Origin of the sequence: Paraherbaspirillum soli, from assembly GCF_042654985.1 — a bacterium.
In the GTDB taxonomy this organism is placed as follows: domain Bacteria; phylum Pseudomonadota; class Gammaproteobacteria; order Burkholderiales; family Burkholderiaceae_D; genus Paraherbaspirillum; species Paraherbaspirillum soli.
Genome location: NZ_JBHSMT010000029.1, coordinates 55,466 through 81,260 on the forward strand (window position 1 = coordinate 55,466; position 25,795 = coordinate 81,260).

Annotated in this window: 26 protein-coding genes; 3 read left to right on the plus strand and 23 right to left on the minus strand. The window is 58.5% G+C overall.

Annotated elements, in window-relative coordinates; genetic code table 11:
- Positions 1–2: 2 nt before the first annotated feature.
- The 15 genes from ACFPM8_RS17885 to paaA form a co-directional block, all read right to left on the minus strand.
- Positions 3–944 carry a branched-chain amino acid ABC transporter permease gene (locus tag ACFPM8_RS17885; RefSeq protein WP_378999492.1) on the minus strand — a complete coding sequence of 314 codons (942 nt, stop codon included), beginning with the start codon at positions 942–944 and terminating at the stop codon, positions 3–5.
- Positions 941–1,816 (minus strand): branched-chain amino acid ABC transporter permease, encoded by an 876-nt coding sequence (locus tag ACFPM8_RS17890; RefSeq protein WP_378999494.1) that lies wholly within the window; start codon positions 1,814–1,816, stop codon positions 941–943. Before ACFPM8_RS17890 ends, ACFPM8_RS17885 begins: the two co-directional genes overlap by 4 nt.
- A gap of 113 nt (positions 1,817–1,929) precedes the next feature.
- Positions 1,930–3,069, minus strand: coding sequence for an ABC transporter substrate-binding protein (locus ACFPM8_RS17895; RefSeq protein ID WP_378999496.1), 1,140 nt, complete (start codon positions 3,067–3,069; stop codon positions 1,930–1,932).
- A gap of 196 nt (positions 3,070–3,265) precedes the next feature.
- Complete coding sequence (gene pcaF / locus ACFPM8_RS17900) at positions 3,266–4,468, minus strand: 3-oxoadipyl-CoA thiolase (protein ID WP_378999498.1); 1,203 nt, start codon at positions 4,466–4,468, stop codon at positions 3,266–3,268.
- A gap of 66 nt (positions 4,469–4,534) precedes the next feature.
- Entirely contained in the window at positions 4,535–4,765 is a 231-nt protein-coding gene (locus tag ACFPM8_RS17905) for a hypothetical protein (RefSeq protein WP_378999500.1), read from the minus strand.
- Positions 4,752–6,095 (minus strand): phenylacetate--CoA ligase PaaK, encoded by a 1,344-nt coding sequence (gene paaK, locus ACFPM8_RS17910; protein ID WP_378999502.1) that lies wholly within the window; start codon positions 6,093–6,095, stop codon positions 4,752–4,754. The genes ACFPM8_RS17905 and paaK overlap by 14 nt, the downstream gene beginning before the upstream one ends.
- 61 nt (positions 6,096–6,156) lie before the next feature.
- Positions 6,157–6,633 carry a hydroxyphenylacetyl-CoA thioesterase PaaI gene (gene paaI / locus ACFPM8_RS17915; protein ID WP_378999505.1) on the minus strand — a complete coding sequence of 159 codons (477 nt, stop codon included), beginning with the start codon at positions 6,631–6,633 and terminating at the stop codon, positions 6,157–6,159.
- Entirely contained in the window at positions 6,626–8,161 is a 1,536-nt protein-coding gene (gene paaH, locus ACFPM8_RS17920; RefSeq protein ID WP_378999507.1) for a 3-hydroxyacyl-CoA dehydrogenase PaaH, read from the minus strand. The genes paaI and paaH overlap by 8 nt, the downstream gene beginning before the upstream one ends.
- Positions 8,162–8,199: 38 nt before the next feature.
- Positions 8,200–8,991 (minus strand): 2-(1,2-epoxy-1,2-dihydrophenyl)acetyl-CoA isomerase PaaG, encoded by a 792-nt coding sequence (paaG, locus tag ACFPM8_RS17925; RefSeq protein ID WP_378999509.1) that lies wholly within the window; start codon positions 8,989–8,991, stop codon positions 8,200–8,202.
- 57 nt (positions 8,992–9,048) lie between these two features.
- Positions 9,049–10,713: a phenylacetic acid degradation protein PaaN gene (paaN, locus tag ACFPM8_RS17930; RefSeq protein WP_378999511.1), complete on the minus strand. Its 1,665-nt coding sequence runs from the start codon at positions 10,711–10,713 to the stop codon at positions 9,049–9,051.
- A 108-nt stretch (positions 10,714–10,821) separates the two neighbouring features.
- Positions 10,822–11,898 (minus strand): 1,2-phenylacetyl-CoA epoxidase subunit PaaE, encoded by a 1,077-nt coding sequence (gene paaE, locus ACFPM8_RS17935; RefSeq protein WP_378999513.1) that lies wholly within the window; start codon positions 11,896–11,898, stop codon positions 10,822–10,824.
- Between the two features lie 41 nt (positions 11,899–11,939).
- A complete protein-coding gene (gene paaD / locus ACFPM8_RS17940; RefSeq protein WP_379000242.1) occupies positions 11,940–12,515 on the minus strand; it encodes a 1,2-phenylacetyl-CoA epoxidase subunit PaaD in 576 nt (191 codons plus the stop codon).
- 11 nt (positions 12,516–12,526) lie between these two features.
- Positions 12,527–13,282, minus strand: coding sequence for a 1,2-phenylacetyl-CoA epoxidase subunit PaaC (gene paaC, locus ACFPM8_RS17945; RefSeq protein ID WP_378999515.1), 756 nt, complete (start codon positions 13,280–13,282; stop codon positions 12,527–12,529).
- Positions 13,283–13,305: 23 nt separating this feature from the next.
- Positions 13,306–13,590 carry a 1,2-phenylacetyl-CoA epoxidase subunit PaaB gene (gene paaB, locus ACFPM8_RS17950; RefSeq protein ID WP_378999517.1) on the minus strand — a complete coding sequence of 95 codons (285 nt, stop codon included), beginning with the start codon at positions 13,588–13,590 and terminating at the stop codon, positions 13,306–13,308.
- A gap of 43 nt (positions 13,591–13,633) precedes the next feature.
- Complete coding sequence (paaA, locus tag ACFPM8_RS17955; protein WP_378999519.1) at positions 13,634–14,629, minus strand: 1,2-phenylacetyl-CoA epoxidase subunit PaaA; 996 nt, start codon at positions 14,627–14,629, stop codon at positions 13,634–13,636.
- Positions 14,630–14,805: 176 nt separating this feature from the next.
- On the opposite strand from paaA, the gene paaX reads away from it, so the two are divergent.
- A complete protein-coding gene (gene paaX / locus ACFPM8_RS17960) occupies positions 14,806–15,732 on the plus strand; it encodes a phenylacetic acid degradation operon negative regulatory protein PaaX (RefSeq protein WP_378999520.1) in 927 nt (308 codons plus the stop codon).
- On the opposite strand, the gene ACFPM8_RS17965 is transcribed toward paaX, so the two are convergent.
- From ACFPM8_RS17965 to ACFPM8_RS17980, 4 genes are all read right to left on the minus strand, one after another.
- A complete protein-coding gene (locus ACFPM8_RS17965) occupies positions 15,729–17,027 on the minus strand; it encodes a cytochrome c (RefSeq protein WP_378999522.1) in 1,299 nt (432 codons plus the stop codon). The genes paaX and ACFPM8_RS17965 overlap by 4 nt on opposite strands.
- Positions 17,028–17,040: 13 nt before the next feature.
- Positions 17,041–17,709 (minus strand): c-type cytochrome, encoded by a 669-nt coding sequence (locus ACFPM8_RS17970; protein WP_378999524.1) that lies wholly within the window; start codon positions 17,707–17,709, stop codon positions 17,041–17,043.
- 239 nt (positions 17,710–17,948) lie between these two features.
- Positions 17,949–18,152, minus strand: a complete 204-nt coding sequence (locus tag ACFPM8_RS17975) for a hypothetical protein (protein WP_378999526.1) — start codon at positions 18,150–18,152, stop codon at positions 17,949–17,951.
- Positions 18,153–18,432: 280 nt separating this feature from the next.
- Positions 18,433–19,731 (minus strand): NAD(P)/FAD-dependent oxidoreductase, encoded by a 1,299-nt coding sequence (locus ACFPM8_RS17980; RefSeq protein WP_378999528.1) that lies wholly within the window; start codon positions 19,729–19,731, stop codon positions 18,433–18,435.
- Positions 19,732–19,934: 203 nt separating this feature from the next.
- Here ACFPM8_RS17980 and ACFPM8_RS17985 point away from each other — a divergent pair, with 203 nt between their 5' ends.
- Positions 19,935–20,372 (plus strand): universal stress protein, encoded by a 438-nt coding sequence (locus ACFPM8_RS17985; protein WP_378999530.1) that lies wholly within the window; start codon positions 19,935–19,937, stop codon positions 20,370–20,372.
- 217 nt (positions 20,373–20,589) lie between these two features.
- A complete protein-coding gene (locus ACFPM8_RS17990) occupies positions 20,590–22,185 on the plus strand; it encodes an FMN-binding glutamate synthase family protein (protein ID WP_378999532.1) in 1,596 nt (531 codons plus the stop codon).
- 200 nt (positions 22,186–22,385) lie between these two features.
- Here the strand turns inward: ACFPM8_RS17990 and maiA are convergent, their stop codons facing one another.
- From maiA to nusB, 4 genes are all read right to left on the minus strand, one after another.
- On the minus strand, positions 22,386–23,048 hold the full coding sequence (maiA, locus tag ACFPM8_RS17995) for a maleylacetoacetate isomerase (protein WP_378999534.1): 663 nt from the start codon (positions 23,046–23,048) through the stop codon (positions 22,386–22,388).
- 29 nt (positions 23,049–23,077) lie between these two features.
- Positions 23,078–23,773, minus strand: a complete 696-nt coding sequence (locus tag ACFPM8_RS18000) for a fumarylacetoacetate hydrolase family protein (RefSeq protein WP_378999537.1) — start codon at positions 23,771–23,773, stop codon at positions 23,078–23,080.
- A gap of 177 nt (positions 23,774–23,950) precedes the next feature.
- On the minus strand, positions 23,951–25,120 hold the full coding sequence (locus ACFPM8_RS18005; RefSeq protein ID WP_378999539.1) for a pyridoxal phosphate-dependent aminotransferase: 1,170 nt from the start codon (positions 25,118–25,120) through the stop codon (positions 23,951–23,953).
- Positions 25,121–25,253: 133 nt separating this feature from the next.
- Positions 25,254–25,724: a transcription antitermination factor NusB gene (nusB, locus tag ACFPM8_RS18010; RefSeq protein WP_378999542.1), complete on the minus strand. Its 471-nt coding sequence runs from the start codon at positions 25,722–25,724 to the stop codon at positions 25,254–25,256.
- Between the last annotated feature and the right edge of the window lie 71 nt (positions 25,725–25,795).

The window sequence follows — 25,795 nt, forward strand, 5'->3', positions numbered from 1 at the left end:
GGTCACCCCCTTCCCTTGGCAAAACCGTGCCGTAAGCTCGGGACCAGGCCGCGCGGCAGGAAGATCATCACCGCCATCAGGATCACGCCCAGCACCACCGTCTCCCATCCCTCGAAGGCCGACAGGAATTGCGGCAGGACAGTCAACAATGCCGCCCCCGCCAGCGAACCGAATATCGACGCCATGCCGCCCACCACTACCATCGTCACCAGTTCGATGGAATGAAAAAACCCCGCAATGCCCGGCGTGACAAAACCGACATAGTGGGCGCTGAGGCTGCCCGCAATACTGGCGATGACGGCCGACAGCACGAAGATCCTTACCTTGACGCGACGGGCATCGATGCCCGCCACTCGAGCCGCAATCTCCGAACCGTGGATCGCTTGCAAGGCACGGCCGCTAGGAGAATCGATCAGGTTGACGGCACCCCATACCGTCAGGAACAACAACACCGCAATCGCCGCATACCAGCGCCTCTCGCCGACCAGCTCCCAGCCGAATACGGCAAGCGGCGATACCGCCAAGCCGTCCGGCCCGCCGGTGTATTGCGCCTCATTGGTAATCACGATCGAGATGATGATGCCCAGCCCAAGCGTCGCCATCGCCAGCGTGTGCCCTTTCAAGCGGAGAATTGGACGCGCCACGACAAAAGCCAGAACCCCGGTCGCCGCCGCGCCTGCAGCCAGCGCCAATGGCGACGGCCAGTTGAAATGACTGGTCAGGATGGCAGAGGCATAAGCGCCGATCCCGAAAAAACCGGCATGACCGAGACTGATCTGCCCGGTGTAGCCCATTAGTAAATTCAGGCCGATCACGACGATCGCATTGATGCCGATGCGGATCGCGACGTCGACATAAAAACTATTCGGCAAGACCAGCGGCAACAGCGCCAGCAGCACGGCCAGCACCATCAAGCCGGCATGACGGGAGATAAAGTGTGTCATACGCGCTCCGCCACCTTGGCGCCAAACAAGCCGCGCGGCATAAAGAAAAGAATCAGCAGGATCAATACAAACGCCACCGCATCCTTATATGCGGAAGAGATATAACCGGCGGTCATCGCCTCGGCCACGCCCAGGATCAAGCCGCCGGCAATCGCACCGGCACCGCCTCCCAAGCCGCCCAGCACCGCCGCCACAAATCCTTTCAAGCCCAGCATGATGCCGATCTCATACGAGGTATAGGTAATCGGTGCAATCAGGATGCCGCCGATGGCGCCGAGCACCGCCGACACCCCGAACGAACACAACAGGATCCAGCGGGTATTGATGCCCGCCAGTTGCGCCGCCAGCCGGTTATACGAGGTTGCCAGCATGGCTTTGCCCAGCAAGGAGCGGCCGAAGAACCAGCCCAGCAGCATCACAATCAACAGCGTCACGCCGAGCACCCACAAGCTTTGCGGCAGCAAGGTCGCCCCCAGCAGACTGATCGCCGTGTCGCCCGAGAAAGCAGGCAGGCTATGCGTGCCTTTACCGAGCCAGATTTCAACCAGGCCACGTATCGTCAGCGAAGCGCCGATGGTGATGATGATCAGCGTCACCACCTCGGCATCCCCGGCCGGCTCAATCGCCACCTTTTCGATCAACAGGCCGACCAATCCGGTAGCGGCTACCGCCAGCACGATTGCCAACGGTAGCGGCACACCGGTCGCGACCAGCGCAACGCTCAACATGCCGCCCAGCATGATGAATTCGCCTTGCGCGAAATTGATGACGCCGCTGGTGTTGTAAATAATCGTAAAGCCCAGCGCTGCCAGCGCATACGCCGCTCCGACCGTGATGCCTGAATATAGAAACTGCAGGAATTGGGAAAGCACGCAACCTCCTTTGATCATGCTGAAACGATGACGCTTGGTACCAGGTTACTGATACGGGGATGCGGCGAAAAACTACGCGAGTCGCCGCTCGCAGCCGCGCATCACGAGCACCATCAATTGACCGGCTGCCACTTGCCGCCTTTTGCTTCGACCATGCGGAACGCACTCAGATCGAGCCCCATATGATCTTTGGCCGACATATTGATGACGCCTGCCGTACCCGCCACCCCGCGTGCTGTCTCCAGCGCGTCGCGCACCTTTTCCTTGTCGGTCGAGCCGGCACGTTTGATCGCATCGACCGCCAGCGTCAATGCATCCAGCGCGTAACCGCCAAAACTCGATGGCTCCACCTTGTAACGGTCGCGATAGGTTTTCCGGTACGAGGTCACGATCGCCTTTTGCGCATCGGCGGCCGGCAAAGCATCGGCAATCAGCAGCGCCGGCGCCGGCAGGCGCACTCCTTCAGCGGCGACGCCGGCAAGCCTGATGTATTCCTCGGAGGCCACGCCATGCGACTGGTACAGCGGTAGTGCATGCATGCCAAGCTGGCCGTAGTTCTTGGTCGCCACGGCCGGCCCCTGCCCCAGGCCGAACACCAGAATCGCCTGCACCCCGGGCTGCCCCTTGATCTTGGTCAGCTGCGCAGTCATGTCGGTATCCTTCTGACCATAGGTCTCGTCGGACACCAGCGTGATGCCGTATTGCGCTGCCACGCTTTGCGTTTCCTTGCGCCCGGATTGGCCGAAGCCGCTGGTTTCGGACAGCAGGCCGACCTTGCTGAGGCCGCGCTTTTTCATATCCTCAAAAATCTTCTCGGCCGCCATCCGATCCGTATGCGAGGTTTTGAACACCCATTTCTTGACCGGTTCGACCACCACCACCGCCCCCGATAGCGAGATAAACGGGATTGTCGCTTTTTGCACCAGCGGCACCATCGCCATGGTGGCGCCGGTAGTCGTGCCGCCGATGATGAAATCAACCTTGTCAGCCTCGATCAGCCGCTTGGTGAAACCATTGGCCTTGCCGGCATCGCTGGCATCGTCATAGCTGATCAGTTGCAGCTTGCGTCCCAGCACGCCGCCGTCGGCATTGATTTTGTCGACATAGACTTGCAGGGTCTTCAGTTCCGGATCGCCCAGGAATGCTGCGGTGCCGGTCACGGACAGCACGGAGCCGATCTTGATCGGTTCCGCCGCATTGACGGCGGCGTTCAATGTCAGCGCCAGCGATGCCGCGATGACGGCATTTCTCATGAAGTCCCCTGCCATATGTCTATCCACCTTTCGATTTAGTGTTAATTGGATCTTTTCTGCTAAAGGGCACCTCTAAAAACCGTAGCGAGCGGCCCAAGGTCGGGGCGAGAAGCGGAGTCATACGGAGGTACGGCGAGCATCACAGCCCCGAGATTGGCGGGCTTGCCAAACCCTGCAGTAGGTTTTTAGAGGTGCCCTAAACGCGCTCTATCACCATTGCGATCCCCTGGCCAACCCCGATGCACATCGTGCACAGCGCGTAGCGCCCCGCTGTTCGCTCCAGCTGATTCAGCGCAGTCGTCACCAGCCGTGCGCCGGACGCGCCGAGCGGATGGCCGATCGCGATCGCGCCGCCGTTCGGATTCACGTGTGCGGCGTTATCCGGCAATCCCAGATCGCGCGTCACGGCCAATGCTTGCGCGGCAAAAGCCTCGTTCAGTTCGATCACATCCATCTGTCCCAGCGTCAAACCGGTCAGCGCCAATACCTTTCTGGACGCCGGCGATGGCCCGAACCCCATGATCCGCGGCGCCAATCCTGCAGTTGCCATGCCCAGCACGTGGGCGCGCGGTGTCAGGCCGTGACGCCTGACGGCGGAATCCGATGCCAGCAATAACGCGCAAGCGCCATCGTTGACCCCGGATGAATTGCCGGCACTGACCGTGCCATCCGGACGCACGACGCCTTTTAATCTGGCCAGCAACTCCAGCGTGCAGTCCGGTCGCGGCTGTTCATCGCGGGAGAATATTTGGGGCTCTCCCTTTTTTTGAGGCAAGGTGAGCGTCACGATTTCATTGTCGAACGCGCCGATGCTGTGCGCCTTGCGCCAGCGCTGTTGACTGCGGAGAGCAAAAGCGTCCTGATCGGCGCGACTGATATTGAAATCCTGCGCCACGTTCTCTGCAGTTTCGGGCATCGAATCGATGCCATACCTGTCCTTCATCAAGGCATTGACGAAACGCCAGCCTATCGTGCTGTCTTCGATTTTTGCGGCACGCGAAAACGCCGACTCGGCCTTGCCCATCACAAACGGCGCCCGGCTCATGCTTTCCACGCCGCCGGCGATGATCAAGTCGGCCTCGCCGGCCTTGATGCTACGAGCGCCGATGCCGATCGCGTCCAGACCGGAGCCGCACAGCCGATTGATGGTATTGGCCGGCACGTCGACCGGCAGGCCAGCCAGCAATGCCGACATGCGGCCTACATTGCGGTTATCTTCCCCGGCTTGATTGGCGCAACCATAGAAAACATCGTCCACGGCTGCCCAATCGACAGCGGGATTGCGTTCGATCAGCGCCTTGATCGGAATCGCCCCGAGATCGTCGGCCCGCACGCCGGCCAAGGCGCCGCCGTAACGTCCAAACGGCGTGCGTATTGCGTCACAAATAAAAGCAGTCATTACAAGTCTCCATTCAAAACCGACATAAGACGGATCGCGCCGAAAGCGCATCCGTCTTTGAAAAAATCAAGCCATGCAGGGCGACGAGATGGCGGCGCTCCGCAACGCTGCTTCACAACTCCGGACACCGCTTTTGGAAAAAGAGACGATGTTGCTTTCGCTGCCGCGGTTCATCGCAATCGACATTTGCAACGCTTCATTGCTGTTAACCTGCGGCATCCCGAGGGAGTTACTGGCAAGAAAAACCTGCTCGGCTAAGACTTTCTCTAAATCGAAACAAAGCTCATGCACCAACATAGAGCGGGGCCGATTTTGGACGCTTGTCGATCACGCGCCGGGCCTTGCCGACCGCCGTGCGCTCAATCCGACCGGCCGCCAGAATATGCACCTTGGTGGTGATGCCGACATAGGTCTTGATCTGGTGCTGCAAATCGAGATGCAACGCTGCCAGCTCGCTTGCCGATAACGGGGCAGCCGCATCCTGGCGCAATTCGACCAAGACTTCCATCATGTCCAGATGACCGTCGCGCGACAGGTGCAACTGGTAGTGGGGCGCTAGTTGCGGCAGCATCAGAATGATTTCTTCAATCTGGGTTGGGAACACATTGACGCCGCGAATAATCAGCATGTCGTCCGAGCGACCGGTGATTTTCCCGATCCGGCGCATGGAACGCGAAGTCGGCGGCAGCAACCGGGTCAGGTCGCGCGTGCGGTAGCGGATGATCGGCAAGGCCTCTTTCGACAGCGAGGTGAATACCAATTCACCCTCCTCCCCGTCCGGCAATACTTCACCGGTATCGGAATCAATGATTTCGGGATAAAAATGGTCCTCCCAAATCACCGGGCCGTCTTTGCTTTCGATGCATTCGCTGGCAACTCCCGGTCCCATCACTTCCGATAAGCCGTAGATGTCCATCGCATCGATGCCAGCCCGCGCTTCGATTTCCGCCCGCATCGCATCGGTCCACGGTTCGGCGCCGAAAATGCCCACTTGAAGCGAACTATCGACCGGATCAAAACCCTGGCGCGTAAATTCCTCGATCAGATTGAGCATGTACGACGGCGTCACCATGATGATGCTGGGCTTGAAATCCTGGATCAGTTGCACCTGTTTTTCAGTCTGTCCGCCAGACATCGGAATCACGGTGCAGCCTAGTTTCTCGGCGCCGTAATGCGCTCCCAGCCCGCCGGTAAACAAACCGTAGCCATACGAGATATGCACCAGGTCGCCAGCCCGGCCGCCGGCGGCGCGGATCGAACGCGCTACCACCGTAGCCCAGGTGTCGATATCTTTCCTGGTATAGCCAACCACGGTAGGCTTGCCGGTGGTGCCGCTGGAAGCATGGATGCGCGCGACTTGTTCTCGCGGCACCGCAAACGTGTCGAACGGATAGTTGTCGCGCAAGTCTTGTTTGCCGGTGAACGGAAATTTGGCCAGGTCAGCCAGCGACTTCAGATCGTCAGGATGCACGCCGGCGCTGTCGAAACTGGCGCGATAGTGCGGTACGTTGCTGTAGGCATGCTTGAGCGACCATTTCATGCGCTCCAGTTGCAAACTTTGCAGTTCGTCTTTGCTGGCGCGCTCGATCGGCTCCAGATCGGCCGGGGTTGGTTTGCGTTGCGGCATGGACGTCTCCTCATCGTGTTATGAATGCGCTTGCTGGTGCTTGCCAATGTTTTGCGGTGGTTCAAGGGTTTGAGGATGCCTCGATCACTTCTCCTTTAATGCGATAAGACCTGCCGCGAAACAGTGCGATGCAGCGCCCATCCTGATTGCTGACGGCGACGTCGTACACACCGGTACGGCCTGCCAGCGATTGCTCGACTGCCGTAGCGCTCAGCACATCGTGCAGCTGAGCAGGCGCGACATAGTCGATAGAGCAGCCGAACGCCACGGTGCGCTGGTTATGGCTGTTGCACGCAAACGCAAACGCACTGTCCGCCAGTGCAAAAATGAAGCCGCCGTGACAAGTGTTGTGACCGTTCAGCATGTCGGGTCTGACCGTCATCGCCAGGCGCGCGCAACCTGGACCCACATCAATAATGCGTATCCCCAATGATTGCGTTGCCGAATCGCGTTCGAACATCGCAGCGGCGGTCGCTGTTGCCAATTCCTGGGCAGAGTTAATTCTGGCTACGCGATTTTTGGCGTGACTGCTAGGCATGAAAATTCTCTCCGTTGGTTTGCTTGCGGCGAATCAATGGCGAGACGCGATAGCGATCTTCCCCATAGCTATCGGCGAGGTTGTGCAGCACGGTGGCGACCCTGGCAATGCCAATGGCGTCCGCCCAGGCTAACGGCCCAAGCGGATAGTTGACGCCTTTTCGCATCGCGAGATCGACCGCGGCCACACCGCAAACACCTTGATTGACAGCGTCTGCCGCTTCGTTGGCAAGCATGGCGACGGTACGCATAACGGTCATGCCCGGCACGTCGTCCAGACCTGACACGGCAAAACCCGCTGCCTGGAACAAACCGACCATGGCCTGATAGGCCGCCACGCTGCATTGGTCAGCCTTGGCCAGCGCAATCCGCGTCGCCTTGCTGAAGTCAAAGGCCAGATCCAGCAAGACCAGATTCGGACAATCTTCGGCATCAGCACGTTGCGTTGCGCTGCGGCCGTCGGTCAGATACAGCCTGGCATCGCCGCATTCCAGCAAGACCTGATCCGCTCCGGCCGGCGGCAGATGGCGAACGGCGATGCCGGCGTTGCTAAAGCGGGCGGCAAGCGCCTCGGCCATGGCATCCTTGGCGTGCATCACAATGCCGGCATCCGGTCGTGCCTGCGCTGCCTCGGACTGCGCGCAAGGATTCACTGCATCAATGCCGTAGCGATAAAATCCGCGCCCCGACTTACGCCCCAGAAAACCGGCGCTGACCAATTCTTGCTGTATCAGCGACGGCATGAAACGTGGATCGTTGAAGGTGGCATCAAACACCGATTGCGTCACTGCCAGATTGACGTCGTGCCCGATCAAATCCATTAATTCGAACGGCCCCATGCGAAAGCCGCCTGCCTCGCGCATCACGGCGTCCAGCGTGGCCGCGTCCGCAGCCTGTTCCGTCAACAATCGCATGCCCTCGGCGTAATACGGACGCGCCACCCGATTGACGATGAAGCCCGGCGTTGATTTGGCATGCACCGCGCACTTTCCCCAGGCGATGGCGGTCGCATGCACGGTATCCGCGACCGCCGCCTCAGTCGCCAATCCGCTGATGATTTCGACCAGTTCCATCAACGGCACAGGATTAAAAAAATGCATGCCGACCAGCCGCGCCGGATTGCCTAGTTGCGCGGCAATCGCCGTGATCGAGATGGAAGAAGTGTTGCTGGCAAAAATACATGTGGTGTTGACGATCTGCTCCAGATCGGCGAACAGCTGGCGCTTGCTCCCCAGATTTTCAACAATTGCTTCCATCACCAGACTGGCATCGGACAAGTCGTCGAGGCTAGCCGCAGCACGTATGCGCGCGCCGGCAGCATCGGCATCTGCAGCGCGCATGCGCCCCTTGTCGACCTGCCGCTGCAAGGCGGCGCGAATTTCTGCCAAAGCTTTGGTTGCCGCCTGCGAGCGGCTATCGTACAGTCGCACCGGATGCCCGGCGAGCGCCGCCACCTGCGCGATACCGGCACCCATGACGCCGCTGCCGATCACCGCAACCACACGGGATGAATCGATCCTTGATGCCATGGTTGCGGACGCAGCGGTCTGTATTTTCCGGTCCATCGCTACGCCCCCTGAAACTGCGGCGCGCGTTTTTCAATGAAGGCTGTCACCCCTTCGCGGTAATCGCTGCTGTTGCCTAGCTCGCGCATGAAATCGCGCTCCAGTTCGATCTGCTGTTCCAGCGTGTTGGCGGCACTGGCGTAAATTGCGCGCTTGGTGCGAGCCATGCCCTTGGTCGGGGCAGCGGCGAAATGACGCGCCAGCAGGTCGACTTCCGACTCCAGCTCGGCGTCGTCGACACACTTCCAGATCAGGCCCCATTGCGCGGCTTGCTCGGCACTGAGTTTATGCCCCAGCATGGCCAGCCCCATCGCTCGTGCGGTGCCCAGCAGTCGTGGCAAAAAGTAAGTGCCGCCGGTATCCGGGATCAGTCCCAGCTTGCAGAACGCCTCGACGAAACTAGCCGACTTTGCGGCAATCACGATATCGCAAGCGAGCGGGAGATTGGCACCAGCCCCGGCCGCCACCCCATTCACGGCACAAATGACCGGAAACGGCAATGCGCGTAGTGCCAGCACCAGCGGACCGTAGTACTTGTCGATCGAGTCTCCCAGATCGACTGCATCGACACCCGGCGCCACCGCTCGGTCGGATAAATCCTGGCCGGCACAAAAGCCACGGCCGGCCCCGGTCAGCACCAGCACCCGCACCGACTTATCCGCCCTGATCCGCTCCAATGCATCACGCAACTCAAGATGCATCGCTGCGGTAAAGCTGTTCAGTTTGTCCGGACGATTTAACGTCAGGCGGGCAATGCCTTGTTTAAGCTCGAACAAAATGGATTCGTAACGCATGGGCGGCTCCTTGTATGCGATGTGCGGTCAGAGTGGATACTTGGCGGGATCTATTCCTTACACATGAGTCCGGCTTTGCACCACACGGAAACGATTGGCGACAAAGGCCGAATCGGACAAGGCGGCGTTGGCGGCCGGGTTGGCGCCGGTGCCGTGATAGTCGCTGAAAGCGGCGGATTGATTGACGAAAACTGCGCCGGTCAGGTTGATCGACAAGGCAACGCCAGCCCGCTCCGCAGCATCCTGAATCTGCTCCAGCACCGCGTCATTGGTGGAATATGCGGACAAGGTCAACGCGCCGTGTTCACGCACGCCTTTTTCGGCGATCGCAATACTGTGCGCGGTGTCGTTGGTGGCGATGGCGAACGAGATCGGCCCAAAGAATTCCTGCATGATCTTGCTTTCATCGACGCTGTTCATTTTCAACAGCAACGGCGTGCGGATACGGGCCTCGGGAAATTGCGGATGCGCCAGCGTCTGGCTGTCCACCACGACTTTGCCGATGGCTCTGGCTTGTTCGATCCGCTCGATGACACCGACATTCTGAATTGCGCCCAGCACTTCCACAGCCTTGGCCGGGTCGGCGGTCAACTTGACGATGCTGTCGCCGATCGCGGCCGCCACTTGATTGAAACTAAAATGCCCTTCCGGGGTAACTATCCCGTCTTTGGGTATGTAAATATTTTGCGGCGCCGTGCACATCTGCCCGGAATACAAGGTCAGCGAGAACGCAATGTTGCGCACCATGCCTTTGAAATCGTCGGTCGAATCGATGATGATCTGATTGACCCCGGCTTTCTCGGTGAACACCTGGGCCTGATGGGCGTTGCGTTCCAGCCATGTGCCGTTTTGGGAACTGCCGGTGAAGTCGATCAAACGTACTTCCGGCCGCAGTGCCAATGTCGACGCCATGCGTTCGCTCGGATCGTTGCTCGCCAGCGTCACGACGTCAGGATCGAAGCCCGCCTCAAGCAATACTTCACGAGCCACTTCGACGGTAATCGCCAATGGCAAAATCGCGCCGGGATGCGGCTTGACGACCACTGCATTACCGGTCGCCAGACTGGCAAACAGGCCGGGATAGCCGTTCCAGGTAGGGAAAGTGCAACAACCGATGACCAGCCCGATACCACGCGGCACGATGGTGTACTTCTTTTTCATCTTGATCGGGTCGTGCTTGCCCTGCGGCTTTTCCCAGTACGCTCCATTCGGAATCCGGCGCAATTCTTCCCAGGCATAGGCCACCGCTTCCAGGCCGCGATCCTGCGCATGCGGACCGCCGGCCTGGAACGCCATCATGAAGGCTTGGCCGGTGGTGTGCATGACGGCATAGGCCATTTCAAAGCTGCGCTGATTGAGTCGATGCAGGATTTCCAGCGAGACCCCGACCCAGGCTTCCGGACCGGCTTTGCGCCAGCCGACCGCCGCGGGTTGCATCGCGGCGAACAGTCGATCGAGTTCCGGCTTCGGATAGGTGATGCCCAGTTCGAAACCATATGGCGACACTTCTTTGCCGACCTGTCCGGCAGTGGCGGCTTGGCTCAAACCGAACGGCCGGTTCAAGCGCGCTTCAAATGCGGCCTTGCCGTCATCGTTGGCGGTTTCGCCGTAGGCACGCGGACTCGGCGCTTCCGGGAACGGGCTCCAGTAGCCGCGGGTTGCACAGGCCTTTACCGCTTGCTGCAGCAGGTTATGATGACGTTCGAACAGGAAATGCGACATGGAATAGGTCTCCAGTTGAGAGATGAATCAGCAAAGGATTGGGCGAAAGAATTGGCAAAAGCTACTGCACTACATTCTTGAAACCACACGGCGAATACTTTTTAGAAATCAGGTGTCCTGATCGAAATCAATCACCAGTTTGTCGGTCACCGGAAAGCTCTGGCAGCTCAGCACAAAGCCGCGAGCAATTTCATAGTCTTCCAGCGCGTAATTGACATCCATGTCCACTTTGCCTTCCAGCACTTTGCAGCGACAGGTGGCGCAGACCCCGCCCTTGCAGGAGTAACGCATGTCGATGCCCTGCCTGAGCCCAGCCTCCAGCACCGATTCCTGCTCCTTGTCCATCGTGAAAATGGTGTGGTAACCATCAATAATCACGGTGACTTCGCATTGCTGACGACCGACCAGCGGACGCGTTTGCGGCGCATGATTTTTCTTTGGGATGCTGGCGGCGAACAATTCCATCTTGATATGCGACTTCGGCATGCCGTGCGCCTGCAGGGATGCCGATACCGCATGCATCATGTCTTCCGGGCCGCAGATAAAAGCCGTGTCAATGTCCTCCAGCTGGATCCAGCGCCGGAAGAATTCATCGCATTTTTCACCTGTAATGCGGCCGTTGAAAAGCTCGATATCCTGCTGCTCACGGCTCATGACATAGACCAGCTTCAGTCGTTCAAGATAGTTATCCTTGAGCTCCGCCAACTCTTCCTTGAAGATGACGGTCGACGAGGCGCGGTTGCCGTACACCAGTGTGAACCGGCTGTTGGGCTCCGCCTGCAGTGTGGTCTTGATGATCGATAGCATCGGCGTTATGCCGCTGCCGGAAGCAAAAGCCAGATAATTCTTTTTGTTGGTGCTTGCCAGCGGCGTATTGAAGTGCCCCATCGGCGGCATCACATCCAAGGTATAGCCGTGCTTCAGCGTGTCGTTGGCCCAGGTAGAAAAGACCCCGCCCGGGGTTCTCTTGATCGCCACCCGCAACACATCGTCCTGTACCGCCGAACAAATGGAATAAGAACGCCGCACATCGTCGCCATTGATCTCGGTGCGCAAGGTCAGGTGCTGACCTTGCGTGAAATGAAAAGTATCCTTCAATTGCGCCGGCACATCGAAGGTAACGGCAATGCTGTCTCGCGTCTCGTTCTTTATATGGCCAACCGTCAACGAATAAAATTTGCTCATATAACCTGGCTCTCCTTGGCTCGGCTCTATTTACGTCAAAACTAGTGCGGCTTGAAATAGTCGAAAGGCTCCATGCACTCCAGGCAGCGGTACTGGGCCTTGCAGGAAGTCGATCCGAACTGGCTGACGCAGCTGGTATTGACTGCGCCGCAAAGCGGACAGGCCACTACCGGTGCCGGCCGCGATTTGAAGCTGGCGCGACTGATGCCGCTGATATCGATTACCTGCTGCGCCGGCGGCGCGATGCCGTATTCCCGCAACCGGATTTTGCCGGTATCGCTGATCCAGTCGGTAGTCCAGGCAGGCGACAGCTGCATCGCTATCCGTACCTGTGCGATGCCATGAAGTTGCAATATTTTTTCAATCGACTGCGCAATTGCCGCCATTGCCGGACAACCGGAATAGGTCGGTGTGATGGTCACGACGCATGCAATGTTTGCTGGCCCATCCGCTTCAAGCGCCATGCGATGCAGCGCAACGGCACGCACGATGCCAAGGTCGACAATCGAGATCGCTGGAATTTCCGGGTCTGGCACTTCGGCCAACCAGTGCCAGACATCGACAACGGTCGGAGTCGGAACCGGAGACGTATACTCAAGCGCATCAGGCGCGCTGATTCGCGCCGGGCTTACCACTGCGCCCCCGGATACGCGCGCTGCATGAACTGCATTTCCGCCAGCAAGTAACCCATGTGCTCGGTATGCACGCCTTGCTTGCCCCCCTTTTGCATCCAGGCGTCGGTCGGCGGCAGGTTCAATGTGGCCTCATCAAATATCACGCTCACATGCGCCAGCCAGGATGCACGCACGCCAGCCGGATCCGGCGCGATGCCGGCGGCGCTCATTGCAGCATCCAGCGCATCGCTCTGCATCATTTCACCGGTAAACATCCATATGTCGTCCACCGCGCGTTGCATTTTGCGCTGGCTTTCCCGCGTGCCGTCCCCCAGCCGCACCATCAAGTCGCTGCTGCGCCGCAGGTGGTAGCTGACTTCTTTCAACGATTTTTCCGCAATCCCGGCGATCCGCGCGTCGCTCGAAGCGGTCAGGCCTTGCAGCAAAAAATAGTGCCAGGTATCGAACAGGAATTGCCGGACCAACGTATCCGCATAGCTGCCGTTGGCTTGTTCGACCAGCAGGACATTGCTGAATTGATGCGCATCGCGCAAGAAGGCGAGTTGGTCTTCGTCGCGCCCGCGCCCCTCCTCTTCAGCGGCATAGGCGAGCCACAGGCGCGCCTGGCCGAGCAAGTCCAGCGCAACGTTGCTCAGTGCCATATCCTCCTCCAGCGCCGGGCCTTTGCCGCACCACTGCGACAGGCGCTGGCTGAGGATCAACGCATTGTCGCCAAGGCGTAGCAGATAGTTGAATTTATCGTTCGGCATAGTCGTTTCCGTATCCTGTGCGATTACAGATTTTTCACTGCTTCCGGCATCGGGAAGAATGTCGGATGGCGGTAAACCTTGCTGTTGGCAGGTTCAAACAATGGCGCTTTGTCGCTAGGGCTGCTGGAGGCGATATCCGCCGCCTTCACCGCCCAGATGCCGATACCTTCATTGCGCCGGGTATAAACATCGCGCGCATTGTTGATTGCCATTTCCGCATCCGGCGCATGCAGGCTGCCGACATGCTTGTGCGCCAGCCCGTGCTGGCTACGGATAAAAACTTCCCACAAAGGCCATTCTTTACTCATCACCAACTCCCGGATCAAATCGGTTTTTCGAGGCGCCCTACGGTCAGGCTACGTGTTGGCCGCTAGCGCGGTCCTGCTTGTCGGCGTATGCCGCCAATGCATCGCGGAACCATGCCCCCTCTTCGTAAGCTTTGGCCCGGACGCTCAGCCGGTCGCGGTTGCAAGGGCCGTTGCCTTGCAAGATATTGTTGAACTCGCTCCAGTCAATTTCGCCGAAGTCGTAGTGCTGCGTTTCTGCATTCCATTTCAATTTGGCGTCAGGCACCGTCAGACCCAGGTATTCGGCTTGCGGCACGCTCTGATCGACCATCTTCTGGCGCAGTTCGTCATTCGAAAAAAGTTTGATGCGCCATTGCGCGGATTGCGCGCTGTTGACCGACTCGCCATCGGGCGGGCCGAACATCATCAGGGCCGGCCACCACCAGCGATTGAGCGCGTCCTGCGCCATTTGCTTTTGCTGCGGGGTGCCGTTGCACAGCGCCAGCATGATGTCGTAGCCTTGCCGCGCATGGAATGACTCTTCCTTGCAAACACGAATCATCGCGCGTGCATAAGGACCGTAAGAACAGCGGCAAAGCGGGATCTGATTGATGATGGCCGAGCCGTCGACCAGCCAGCCGATGGCCCCCATGTCGGCCCAGCTGAGGGATGGATAGTTGAAGATGCTTGAGTATTTGGCTTTGCCGGAATGCAGCTCGCTTAGCAACTGGTCGCGCGACACGCCTAGCGTTTCGGCGGCGCTGTATAGGTACAGGCCATGACCGGCTTCGTCCTGGATTTTCGCCAGCAGAATCGCCTTGCGTTGCAGCGTAGGAGCGCGCGTCACCCAATTTCCTTCCGGCAGCTGACCGACAATTTCCGAGTGCGCGTGCTGTGAAATCTGGCGTACCAGCGTTTTGCGATAGGCCTCCGGCATCCAGTCTTTGGGTTCGATCTTGACGCCGCGTTCAATACGCTCCTGGAACACCCGCTCGTCTGCCCCCATCTCCTCCAGCGCACGAATCCGCTTGGCGCCGGTTTCCACTAATTGTGCGTACATGATTGCCTTCCTGGTTAGCGAAAGTGAAATCATTATGTGATACAGATTAATTTAAGTAAACGTTTATTTAGTATCGCAAATAATTCAGTATCAAATGTTGCAAGAAATCATTAAAATTGGCGCGCCCTGTATCATTCATCTGTCGGTTCGAAGACAACGTCTGCTGCCATCCCCCAATGAAAAATTTGAACATCAAGAAATGGATCGAAGAATTGATGGCGAGCGATCCGCCGCGCGCGAAGTCGCTGGCCATGACCATCTTCGGCGATGCCATCGGGCCGCACGGCGGGGCCATCTGGTTAAGCAATTTGATTGACCTGCTGTCGCCATTCGGCGTCAGCGATCGCTTGGTGCGCACCAGCGTGTTCCGGCTGGCCGAGGAAGGATGGCTGGCGGCGACGCGCGAAGGACGACGCAGTCTGTATGCATTGACAGCGCCGGGACTGCGCCGGGTTGACCGGGTATATCGGCGTATCTACGCTCCGCTCAGCACGCACTGGGATGGCCGCTGGACTTTGATATTTTCCACTGCCGGCATGCTCGACGCGATGCAGCGCGGGGCGTTGCGCAAGGAGTTGCTGTGGGAAGGATTCAGCATGATCGCGCCCGGTGTGTTTGGTCATCCATCCAGCCGGCCGGACATATTGGAAGACGTTCTCGATCGAGTCGGCGCGACGGGCAAGGTATTTGTCTGCGCCGCCAGCGAGTTGGATCAAGTCAGTAGCAGGCCGCTGCGCACACTGGTCGACGAAGGCTGGGAACTGGATTCGGTGATCGCCGGCTATCGGCATTTCATCGAACAATTTTCGACCTTATCCAACGCTTTGACGCAGAAGCAGGAGATCGAACCGGAGCTGTCGTTCGTGATCAGGACATTGCTGATCCATGCTTTTCGACGGGTCCAGCTGCATGATCCGCAACTGCCGCTGGAACTGCTGCCCGCCAATTGGCCGGGCACCGCGGCATATGCACTGTGCCAGCACATCTATCGGCACACTTATAAGGCAGCCGAACAACATCTTCTGAGCGTATTTGAGGCTGAAGGGGACACTGTGCGCAGTGCCGCACCCGATTTCTATGAACGGTTTGGCGGCTTGTCTTAGTCGAGGGGCACCGCTCGATAGCGATTCACTTCCATCGGCGTCACCAGTGTCGCCTGGTTGCCCCAGGCGTTGCGCATGTAAGACACCACGGCTGCGGCTTCGCTGTCGCTGAGTACCGGACCGAATGGCGGCATGCCGTAAGGACGCGGATTGCCGGCGGTTCCCGGCGGGAATCCACCGTTCAAGACTATCCGTATCGCATTGACCGCTGACGGCATCGTGATCGCGTGATTGTTGACTAGCGCCGGATAAGCCGGAGGAACGCCTTTGCCGGATGCCTGATGACAATCGGCGCAATGGGTTTCGTACAATTTGGCGCCCTGCGTCAAGACCCGGTCAATCTCCGGCAGGCTGGCGTGCTCTTTGGGCTTGTCCGCCGACGCGCTTGGACGCGGCAATGTTTTCAGGTAGACCGCCATCGCCGTAATGTCGCCATCGTTGAGATGCTGCAAGCTGGCGCCAACCACTTCCGCCATCGGTCCCAAGACAGTTCCGCGCGCCGAGATACCGGTCTTGAGCAAGGCGGAAATGTGTCCGATCTCCCAATCGCCGAGGCCGATCTCCTGGTCGGAAGTGAGCGATGGCGCGTACCAGTTCAACACAGGAATAAAGCCGCCGCCGAGTTCGGCTTTCAACTCGGTGCCGCCCAGCGCGTTGCGGGTGCTATGGCACGCGCTGCAATGACCGAGTCCCTGCACCAGATAGGCGCCGCGATTCCACTCGACCGACTGCTCGCTTGCGGCTTGATACACACCGGGCCGGAAATACAGCGCACGCCAGCCGTACAGCAGCAGCCGGTTGTTATAAGGAAAGCGCAGTTCCGGTGCACGATTCTTTTGCGACACCGGCGGCAAGCTGTGCAGATACGCAAACATCGCATCGGCGTCCGCGCGCGTCACCTTGGTGTAATTAGGGTACGGAAATGCCGGATACAACAGGCTGCCGTCTTTCGATTTGCCGTTGTGCATTGCCCGCCAAAAGTCATCGGCAGACCAGCTACCGATCCCGGTCGCGTGGTCGGACGTCAAATTGGGGGAATAAATCGCGCCGAACGGGGTCTGTATGGCCCGCCCGCCGGCATAGCTTTGTCCGCCGCGCGCGGTGTGACAGGCCATGCAGTCGCCGGCACGCACCAGGTAAGCGCCACGGGTAATCTGCTCGGCTGGATTCAGCGTCGCCGATGCCGGTACATGCTGCCCGCTGAGATCGTCGGCATTCAGAAATGCCAGGATGCCGATGGCTGCCAGTGCAAGCAACAACAAGCCGCCTATGCCCCATATCAGAAAACGTTTCATTCTTTGCCCTTTTTTAACGAGGAACGCTGCCGCATTCCAGCGGCAGTTTGACCGGCAACTGAGCAACCGCAGTGGCATCGGCCGGAACCGGTTGCGACGCCAGCCAGGCCGACACCGCGCCGATGTCTTCGGCGCTAAGGCGCTGTACCACTTGCGCCATGCAATCGGGTGCGGCGGCATGACGCGAACCGTTTTTCCAGGCGCCGATCTGGCCCACCAAATAGTCGCGCGGCAAGCCAAGCAAACCCGGCGTCGACGGCAATACGCCCGTCATCGCGTTGCCGTGGCAGGCAATGCATGCCGGGATATTTTTTCCCGCATCGCCATGTTCAACCAATTGCTGGCCGCGTTGAAAAGCCGCTGATGACGAGTCGAAAGGCTGGGGGGATGGATAGGGAGGATGTTGTTCGGAAAAATATTGCGCGATTTCCTGTAGATAAGTATCGGGCAGATGGTCGACCAGATAGGTCATCATCATGTTCTTGCGACGTCCCTCGCGAAAATTGATCAACTGGTTGTACAGGTAACCCGCCGGCTTGCCGGCGATGCGCGGATAGTAGCCCTCGCTGGTGGCGCGGCCCTGTTTGCCATGACAGGCGGTACAGGCGGTCAGGCGTTGTCCGATGGTGTCGGGGACCGTCGTGGCGTCCACCTTGGCGGCATTGGCGGCTATGCACAGCAAGCTCGCATTCAGGCAGAAAAGGAGCGTTGATAGATGCCGACACACGCGGCTCCTTTTCTGTTTTACGCAAAAATTCGACATGTGTTCCTGCATCCTTCTTACTCAAGCATGGTCTAGTAAGGGCTTACGATCGTTTTTGACTCTGATGCTATCCAGGCATTGAAACCAGCATTCCGCATAGTACCCAATAACACGACAACGACGAAGCGCGCCGAGCAAGTTTTGGCTCAGCCGAACGGTCACTTGGTAGTCTTCTGCGGCACCAGTGGCTGGTCGATTGCCGGCCCGGTTTCATTCACATACATTTGCTCTTCCAGGATATCCAGCTGTTGGCTACCGTCCAGCGCGTGACCGTGGCCGGTCACCGGGGGCGGAATCGGACGTCGAACAGGCTTGCCCTTGCCGGGATTTGCTTCGCCCGGCAAATGCTTTTTGGCTTTCATGACGGTCTCCTTGAATCACTACATTCCCCGTTTTCCGGTGCAAGCGCATTTGCAATGCCGCTTTTTCCACTATAGGACGTGCAATGCATCCAGGGTAGAAAAAAGGGCATCTCGAAAAACCTACTGCGCGGCCCAATCTCAGGGCTGTGATGCTCGCCCGCTCCGTACGGCTCCAGGTGTTGCAACAGCGTCGCCCCGACCTAGGGCCGCTCGCTACGGTTTTTCGAGGTGCCCAAACGTCTCCTTTCCTACCCTCAATGCGGTTCTCAGCATGCGCCTTTTAATGCAGCTTGACCGAAGGCTTGGCATGCTTCATCAAGCTGCTGGCAGTGGCCGTAACGCCGGTACGTACCGGCCCCAGCAGCGCATTCAGATGCATCAGATGCAGACTGGTGTACATCATGCGCGCAAAGAAGCCATCGACGAACCAGCCTAATTTTGTCAGCGATCCCATCAATGTCCCGACCGTGGTGCTGCGGCCGAAAGACACCAGCGAGCCATGATCTTTGTAGACATACGGCGCATCCAGCGCGGCTTGGCCTTTATGCTCACGCACGAACATCTCCAGCAAATACGAAGCTTGCTGATGCGCCGCCTGGGCGCGCGGCGGCACCATCTTGCCGTCGGCGCCGACGCAACCGGCGCAATCGCCAAGCGCATAGATATTGGTTGTGCCGGCGACCTTCAGGAAACCATCGACCTCGAGCTGTCCCGATTTGATCACCGGCAATCCCAGCGCTTTCAGGAAATCGGGCGCCTTGATGCCGGCCGACCACACGCAAAGATCCGACGCATAGTTATTGCCGTTGGCATCGGTCACAAAATTTTCGGCGATGCTGGCGACCCGGCAATCGGTCACCACCTGCACATCCCGCTCCACCAATAATTTGGCGGCGGCTTTCGAGACGCGCTCTGTCAGCGGCGCCAACAACCGTGGCGCGCCCTCCAGAATCGTGATGCGCACATCCTTGTTTGGATTCAGCCGGGGAAAGTCATAGTCGGTATAGACGCTGCTGGCCTCGCGCAGCTCGGCGGCCAGTTCGACGCCGGTAGCACCGCCGCCGACAATCACGATATTGACGCCGGAATCCGGCTCGGCCTCTTTTTTCAGGTCGGCCAGCGCCAGCAATTTCAACAGCTGCAGCCGGAAGTATTCGGCGTCTTCGGTAGCATTCAATGAAATGGTATGTTGCTCGGCACCGCTGATGCCGAAGTAGTTGGAAACACTGCCGACCGCGATCACCAGCTTGCCGAAGGAAATCTGACGCGCCGGGATCAGCTCGGCCCCGGATTCATCGTTGACTGCGCCGACCGCGATCGTATTGCCGGCAGCATCCAGCGCGGTCAAGGCGCCGTACACAAAGCGAAATTGATTGTCATGCGCCAGCATCTGGTACGACAAACCTTCTTGATGAATATCGCGCGTACCTGCCGCTACTTCGTGCAGCGACGGCTTCCAGATGTGATACAGCCCGTGGTCCACCAGCGTCACGTGACCCTGCCCTAACTTACGGCCGAGTTTGCAAGCCAGCTCCAGACCGCCGGCGCCGCCGCCGACTATCACTATCTCATTTGGCATTCATCGCTCCTTCAGGTTGTTTTCTCGATATGCATGCATATGTCAGCTTACGTTGACTTTATCGCGCCACGCAATAGTGATTTGTGTCCAGCAATCGCGCCGTCAAACCGAACGCTAGTCCGGAAATGCCGACTGGTTAACTGCATCAGTGTGGTCTATGATAAAAACAGGCATTTCTGCCAATACTATTTTCAGGAGGATTTATGTACCGGAAAATTCTTGTTGCTTACAACGGCACCCCTGAGAGTCGGTCCGCATTACATGCCTGCATCCGCCTGACCCCGGGCCCCGAGATCGAAATCCACCTGCTGGGGGTCATCAACCTCGCCACCTATCTGATGACGGGTGAATTCGTCGCAGAATCCGCCATCAGAGCCGAAAAACATCTGCTGGAACAAGAACTGGCCAGAGGCCACAAGCTGCTGACAGACGCCGGCCTCCATCCGATCGATCATTTCGAGAGCGGCGAGCCGGTCAATGTCATCAGCGACCTGGTCGGCAAGCTGGGCATCGAACTGGTGATCGTCGGCCATTCGCGTAAAAAACCGCTGGCCATGCGCTGGTGGCGCGGCTCGGTCGACAGCCTGCTGGTTGAAAAAGTACCTTGCAGCATTTTGGTGGCAACCGACCCCTGCGGTTGATGATGTCCTAAGCGCGCACTTTAAATTATCAATTCGCTCATGAAGTAAATGCGGTGGAATCGGCGCTTTCAATCCGCTTCCTTAAAACTGAATGTAAACGCATTCCCCCATCGTTCCTGTGTGTAAAATTGCCGGCGCACGCCTGTCTCTAGCCGTAATGCAGAATGGCCGGAAGCCCGCATTGCGCCGGCAATCACACATCAAAAGGAACTGATTCATGACGACAAGTCGCTATTTGCCCCTCTGGGGCGTGCTGCTATTGACCCTGATGCTCGCGACACTCAGCGCTGTCGGCAAAGCGGCGTGGTGGTGGGCGGTGATTCCGGCGCTGCTGAGCGCGCGCGGGATCTGGGACCTCAAGCAACGCAATCATGCGATTTTGCGCAACTATCCGCTGCTCGGGCATTTCCGTTTTCTGTTTGAAATGATCCGCCCCGAGATGCGTCAGTATTTTTTCGAGAGCGATAACGACGGCGCGCCGTTCACCCGCAAGGAGCGCAGCCTGGTCTACCAGCGCGCCAAGGGTGAGGTCGATAGCCGGCCGTTCGGCACTGAACTGGACGTCAAGTTGCGCGGCTACGAATGGGTCGGTCACTCGCTGTCGCCGACCAAGATCGCCAGCCATGATTTCCGCGTTACCGTCGGCGCCGAACGGGCGCAGCCATACTCGATGTCGGTATTCAATGTCTCCGCGATGAGCTTCGGCGCCCTATCGGGGAACGCGATCCGGGCGCTCAATCACGGCGCAAAAAAAGGCGGCTTCGCGCACGATACCGGCGAAGGTTCGATCTCACCCTATCACCGCGAATTCGGCGGCGACCTGATTTGGCAAATAGCCTCCGGTTACTTCGGCTGCCGCCATGCCGACGGCAGCTTCGATGAAGATAAATTCGTCGCGCAGGCCACCTCGCCGCAGGTGAAGATGATTACCGTGAAGCTGTCGCAAGGCGCCAAGCCGGGTCATGGCGGCGTCCTGCCGGCGGCCAAGATCACGCCGGAAATTGCGGCCACGCGCGGTATACCGATGGGCATCGACTGCGTCTCGCCGGCCACCCATTCATCGTTCTCGAATCCGATCGGCCTGCTGGAATTTGTCCAGAAATTGCGCACGCTGTCAGGCGATAAACCGGTCGGCTTTAAATTATGCGTCGGCCATCCCTGGGAATTTTTCGGCATCGTCAAGGCCATGCTGCAGACCGGCATCCTGCCTGACTTCATAGTAGTCGACGGCTCCGAAGGCGGCACCGGTGCAGCACCGCTGGAATTTGCCGATCACGTCGGCATGCCTTTGCAGGAAGGTCTGCTGCTGGTGCACAACGCGCTGGTCGGCGCCGGACTGCGCGACCGTATCAAGATCGGCGCCAGCGGCAAGGTCATCACCGCGTTCGACATTGCACGCACCTTGGCGATCGGCGCCGACTGGTGCAACTCGGCGCGCGGCTTCATGTTTTCGCTGGGCTGCATCCAGTCGCAAAGCTGTCATACCGACCGCTGCCCGACCGGCGTCGCGACCCAGGACAGCGGCCGCGCGCGGGCGCTGGTGGTGCAGGACAAAGCCGAGCGCGTTTACCGCTTCCATGAAAATACGCTGCATGCACTGCAAGAACTGGTACAGGCCGCGGGCCTGCCGCATACCTCAGCGTTTCGTCCGCATCACATCGTGCGCCGCACCTCGGATCATGAAGTACGGCTGATGTCGGATTTGCTAAATTATCTGCAGCCCGGCGATCTGTTGAACGGACAGTACCGTTATCCGGTATTTGAAAAATACTGGCCTATTGCGCGTGCTGAGAGTTTTCATCCCGCGCTCTAACAAATTGTGGGACAGAGTTTAAGAGCCACCGAAGCATGGCGAATTACTCTGTCCCCAACTAAGCCACAATAATTGCGGGACAGAGTTTAAGAGTCGCCGCAGCGCGACGAATTACTCTGTCCCCAACTGACTAAGCAGGAAGTGTGAGGCAACGGGAAACTCCGCAAGACCGAATTCAAACCCCATCGCCAAATAGAAAACTACGCCTCCGCATCCACCTGATTCTCCGGCGCCGCCCGGACGAACGCATCCAGCTCCTGGCAGGCCGCATAGATACGCATCAAGGTCGGCATGCCCGACAAATCGCATTTCAGCCGTTGCGCGTTGAAAATCTGCGGCACCAGACAGCAATCCGCCAAGCTCGGCGCGTCGCCGTAGCAAAACTTGCCGACCCGCGGATCTTTCGCCAGCGTCGCCTCCAGCGCCGTCAGGCCGATGTCGCACCAGTGACGGTACCAGGCGTTCTTGGCATCCTCGTCGACTTTCAAGTCATGCACCAGGTAACGCAGCACGCGCAGATTATTGATGGGATGAATGTCGCAGGCAATCGACAGTCCGATACTGCGCACGAAAGCCCGGTCCAGCGGCGTAGACGGCAACAACGGCACCTGCGGATGCGACTCTTCCAGATATTCGATAATCGCCAGCGATTGTGTCAGCACGCTTTGACCATGCGTGGTGTCTTCTTCAATCAAGGCCGGCACCAGGCCATTGGCGTTCAACGTGCGATACATCGGACTCAGTTGCTCGCCGCCGTGTTTCAGCAGATGGACCGGCACGATGTCGTATGGCAGCCCTTTCAGGTTCAGGGCGATCCGCACTCGGTAGGCGGCAGAGCTGCGAAAGTAACTATAGAGTTTCATTGAATTTTCTATCCTGTCAGGCATGTCAATCAAATCAGGCGCACGCGCAACTCGCCTACCCCGGCCACCGCACCCTCCAGCAAATCACCCTTGGTGATGGCGGCAACACCGGCCGGCGTCCCGCTAAAAATCAAGTCGCCGGCCTGCAGTTCGAAGTAGCCGGATAGCTGTTCAATCGTCTCGGCGACACTCCAGATCAACTGGTTGATATTGCCTTGCTGGCGCAGCTTGCCGTTGACGTTCAGGTGAATCTCGCCCTGCTCGATCAAGCCGGTTTTGGCTACCGGATGAATAGGCGAAATCGGCGCGGAATAATCGAATCCCTTGGCGGTGCACCATGGCCGTCCCAGTTTCTTGGCTTCTGTTTGCAGATCGCGGCGCGTCATATCGAGTCCGACCGCATAGCCCCAGACATGCTGCAGCGCTTCGGCGGCAGGAATGTTTTTACCGCCGCTGCCAAGCGCCACCACCAGTTCGATTTCGTGATGCAGATCGAGCGTCAGCGGCGGGTATGGCATCTCGCCGATGCTGCCGTGCGCTACCGGCAGCACGGCATCAGCCGGCTTCATGAAAAAGAACGGCGCTTCGCGGCCGCTGCTCCCCATCTCCTTCGCGTGCTCGGCATAGTTGCGGCCGACACAGTAAATCCGATGGACCGGAAACAATTGATCGCTGCCGTCGACTGGTACGGTTGCTACCGGTTGCGGGGTAAAAGTGAATTGCATCAAAACTCCCTTTTGAATGCCACCGTCATTCCGGCGGCGTATCAAAGGCACCTCTAAAAACCTACTGCGCGGCCCAATCTCGAGGCTGCGATGCTCGCCGTACAACCGTACGGCTGCAGGTGTTGCAACATCGTCGCCCCGACCTTGGACCGCTCGCTACGGTTTTTAGAGGTGCCATCAAGCCTTGCCAAGAAAGAGCGCAAGGCGGCGTACCGCTTCCTGCAGATTTTCCATCGAGGTCGCGTAAGACAAGCGGATATATTGCTTTGCGGTGTGGGGGCCGAAATCGAGTCCGGACACCATGCTGACACCGACCTGATTCAATATTTCCTTAACCAGCCGGTCGGCATCGTCGCTCAGTGCGCTGCAATCCGCGTACACATAAAACGCGCCGTCGGGGATCACCGGCACTTTGAAGCCGAGTGCAATCAATTCCGGCACCAGGTAATCGCGGCGCTGTTTGAATTCAGCCTTGCGGCTCTCGTACAAGGCCAGCGAATCTTCCGCGAAGCACGCCAGCGCTGCATGCTGGGCGATCGAGGAAGCGCAGATGAATAGGTTTTGCGCCAATTTCTCGACTTGCGGCACCAGCTGTTCGGGCAATACCAGCCAGCCCAGACGCCAGCCGGTCATGTTGAAATATTTGGAAAAACTGTTGATGACGATAATGTCGTCGCCCAATGACAGCGCCGAGAACGGTTCGGCATCGTAGCTCAGGCCTTGATAAATTTCGTCAACGATGGTGAAGCCATCCTTGCTGCGCACGGTGTCGATAATCTTGCGCAACTCGCTGGCCAGAATCGAGGTGCCGGTCGGGTTCGACGGCGATGCCAGCAACACGCCGCGGGTATCCGCGCCCCAGTGTTGACGCACCATGTCATCGGACAGCTGGAAACGCTCGGCGGGACCGCTGGCAATCATTTTCGCCCGGCCATCAAAGGCAGCGACGAAGTGGCGATTGCAGGGATAGGACGGATCGGGCATCAGCACTTCCGCGCCCTTTTCGACCAGAGCGGCGCAAGCCAGCAACAACGCCGCCGAAGCACCGGCAGTCACCACAATCCGGGCCGGCGCGATATCCAGTCCGTATGTTCGGTGGTAATGCGCCGAAATCGCCGCACGCAGCGCCGGCAAGCCGGTGGCCGAGGTGTACTGCATCTTGCCGTCGGACATGGCCCGGGTAGCGGCTTCGATCACCAGCGGCGGCGCGGTAAAGTCCGGCTCGCCTATGCCCATGTGAATAATGTGACGGCCTTGCTGTTCCAGCGCTGCGGCCATTTTGGCCAGCTCCATCACATGGAATGGCACGATGTTGTCGAGACGTGAAGCCAGATGCGAGAGATTCATGAATGCGATTTCCGAATGGCGATGTATTTGCTGCTACAGGAACATAGGGGCACCTGAAATAAAAACGGGGCCGGTATTTATTCGCAAAAACTGCGAAAAAATAGCGTCCCCCGAAGTCAGGCTTATAGGTAAATCAGGACTTCTTATTCGCGCTAATTTCCGTGTTGCGCACCTTGGCGGCGAATTTATCCAGCACGCCGTTCACGTATTTGTGACCGTCGATGCCGCCGAAGGATTTGGTCAGTTCAACCGCTTCGTTGATGACCACCCGATACGGGATTTCGACATGGTTTTGCAGCTCGAAAGCACCGATCAGCAAAGCCGCATGCTCGATGGGCGACAGCTCAGTGATTTGGCGATCGATCAAGGGCGCCAGTCCGGCGCGCAATCTCGCCACGTCCTTGATCGCACCGTACAGCAAGGCGTTGAAATGCTCGGCATCGGCTTTGTCGAAGCCGTGCGCTTGACGGATGTGGGTGCTAATTGTATTCACATCCTCGTTGTTCAGCAGCCATTGATACAGCCCCTGCAACGCAAACTCGCGCGCACGGTGGCGCGGTGTGCGGCTCTTGCTGGGGTTGGCGTGTAGATTCTTTTCGGTCATGGCATTTCCAGCTTATATGTTCAAAAAACTTAGATGCTTGCACCCCGGCCAGTTGGTCCGGGTGCAAGCAT

Coding starts and splice junctions, on each gene's coding strand:
- ACFPM8_RS17990 (WP_378999532.1), top strand. CDS start 20,590: ATGACGACAAGTCGCTATTTGCCCCTCTGGGGCGTGCTGCTATTGACC.
- ACFPM8_RS17965 (WP_378999522.1), bottom strand. CDS start 17,027: ATGAAACGTTTTCTGATATGGGGCATAGGCGGCTTGTTGTTGCTTGCA.
- ACFPM8_RS17980 (WP_378999528.1), bottom strand. CDS start 19,731: ATGCCAAATGAGATAGTGATAGTCGGCGGCGGCGCCGGCGGTCTGGAG.
- paaX (WP_378999520.1), top strand. CDS start 14,806: ATGAAAAATTTGAACATCAAGAAATGGATCGAAGAATTGATGGCGAGC.
- ACFPM8_RS18000 (WP_378999537.1), bottom strand. CDS start 23,773: ATGCAATTCACTTTTACCCCGCAACCGGTAGCAACCGTACCAGTCGAC.
- paaG (WP_378999509.1), bottom strand. CDS start 8,991: ATGCGTTACGAATCCATTTTGTTCGAGCTTAAACAAGGCATTGCCCGC.
- ACFPM8_RS17985 (WP_378999530.1), top strand. CDS start 19,935: ATGTACCGGAAAATTCTTGTTGCTTACAACGGCACCCCTGAGAGTCGG.
- ACFPM8_RS17895 (WP_378999496.1), bottom strand. CDS start 3,069: ATGAGAAATGCCGTCATCGCGGCATCGCTGGCGCTGACATTGAACGCC.
- paaK (WP_378999502.1), bottom strand. CDS start 6,095: ATGCCGCAACGCAAACCAACCCCGGCCGATCTGGAGCCGATCGAGCGC.
- ACFPM8_RS17905 (WP_378999500.1), bottom strand. CDS start 4,765: ATGTTGGTGCATGAGCTTTGTTTCGATTTAGAGAAAGTCTTAGCCGAG.
- nusB (WP_378999542.1), bottom strand. CDS start 25,724: ATGACCGAAAAGAATCTACACGCCAACCCCAGCAAGAGCCGCACACCG.
- paaH (WP_378999507.1), bottom strand. CDS start 8,161: ATGGCATCAAGGATCGATTCATCCCGTGTGGTTGCGGTGATCGGCAGC.
- paaN (WP_378999511.1), bottom strand. CDS start 10,713: ATGTCGCATTTCCTGTTCGAACGTCATCATAACCTGCTGCAGCAAGCG.
- paaI (WP_378999505.1), bottom strand. CDS start 6,633: ATGCCTAGCAGTCACGCCAAAAATCGCGTAGCCAGAATTAACTCTGCC.
- maiA (WP_378999534.1), bottom strand. CDS start 23,048: ATGAAACTCTATAGTTACTTTCGCAGCTCTGCCGCCTACCGAGTGCGG.
- paaA (WP_378999519.1), bottom strand. CDS start 14,629: ATGTACGCACAATTAGTGGAAACCGGCGCCAAGCGGATTCGTGCGCTG.
- paaB (WP_378999517.1), bottom strand. CDS start 13,590: ATGAGTAAAGAATGGCCTTTGTGGGAAGTTTTTATCCGTAGCCAGCAC.
- paaE (WP_378999513.1), bottom strand. CDS start 11,898: ATGAGCAAATTTTATTCGTTGACGGTTGGCCATATAAAGAACGAGACG.
- paaC (WP_378999515.1), bottom strand. CDS start 13,282: ATGCCGAACGATAAATTCAACTATCTGCTACGCCTTGGCGACAATGCG.
- ACFPM8_RS17885 (WP_378999492.1), bottom strand. CDS start 944: ATGACACACTTTATCTCCCGTCATGCCGGCTTGATGGTGCTGGCCGTG.
- ACFPM8_RS18005 (WP_378999539.1), bottom strand. CDS start 25,120: ATGAATCTCTCGCATCTGGCTTCACGTCTCGACAACATCGTGCCATTC.
- pcaF (WP_378999498.1), bottom strand. CDS start 4,468: ATGACTGCTTTTATTTGTGACGCAATACGCACGCCGTTTGGACGTTAC.
- ACFPM8_RS17975 (WP_378999526.1), bottom strand. CDS start 18,152: ATGAAAGCCAAAAAGCATTTGCCGGGCGAAGCAAATCCCGGCAAGGGC.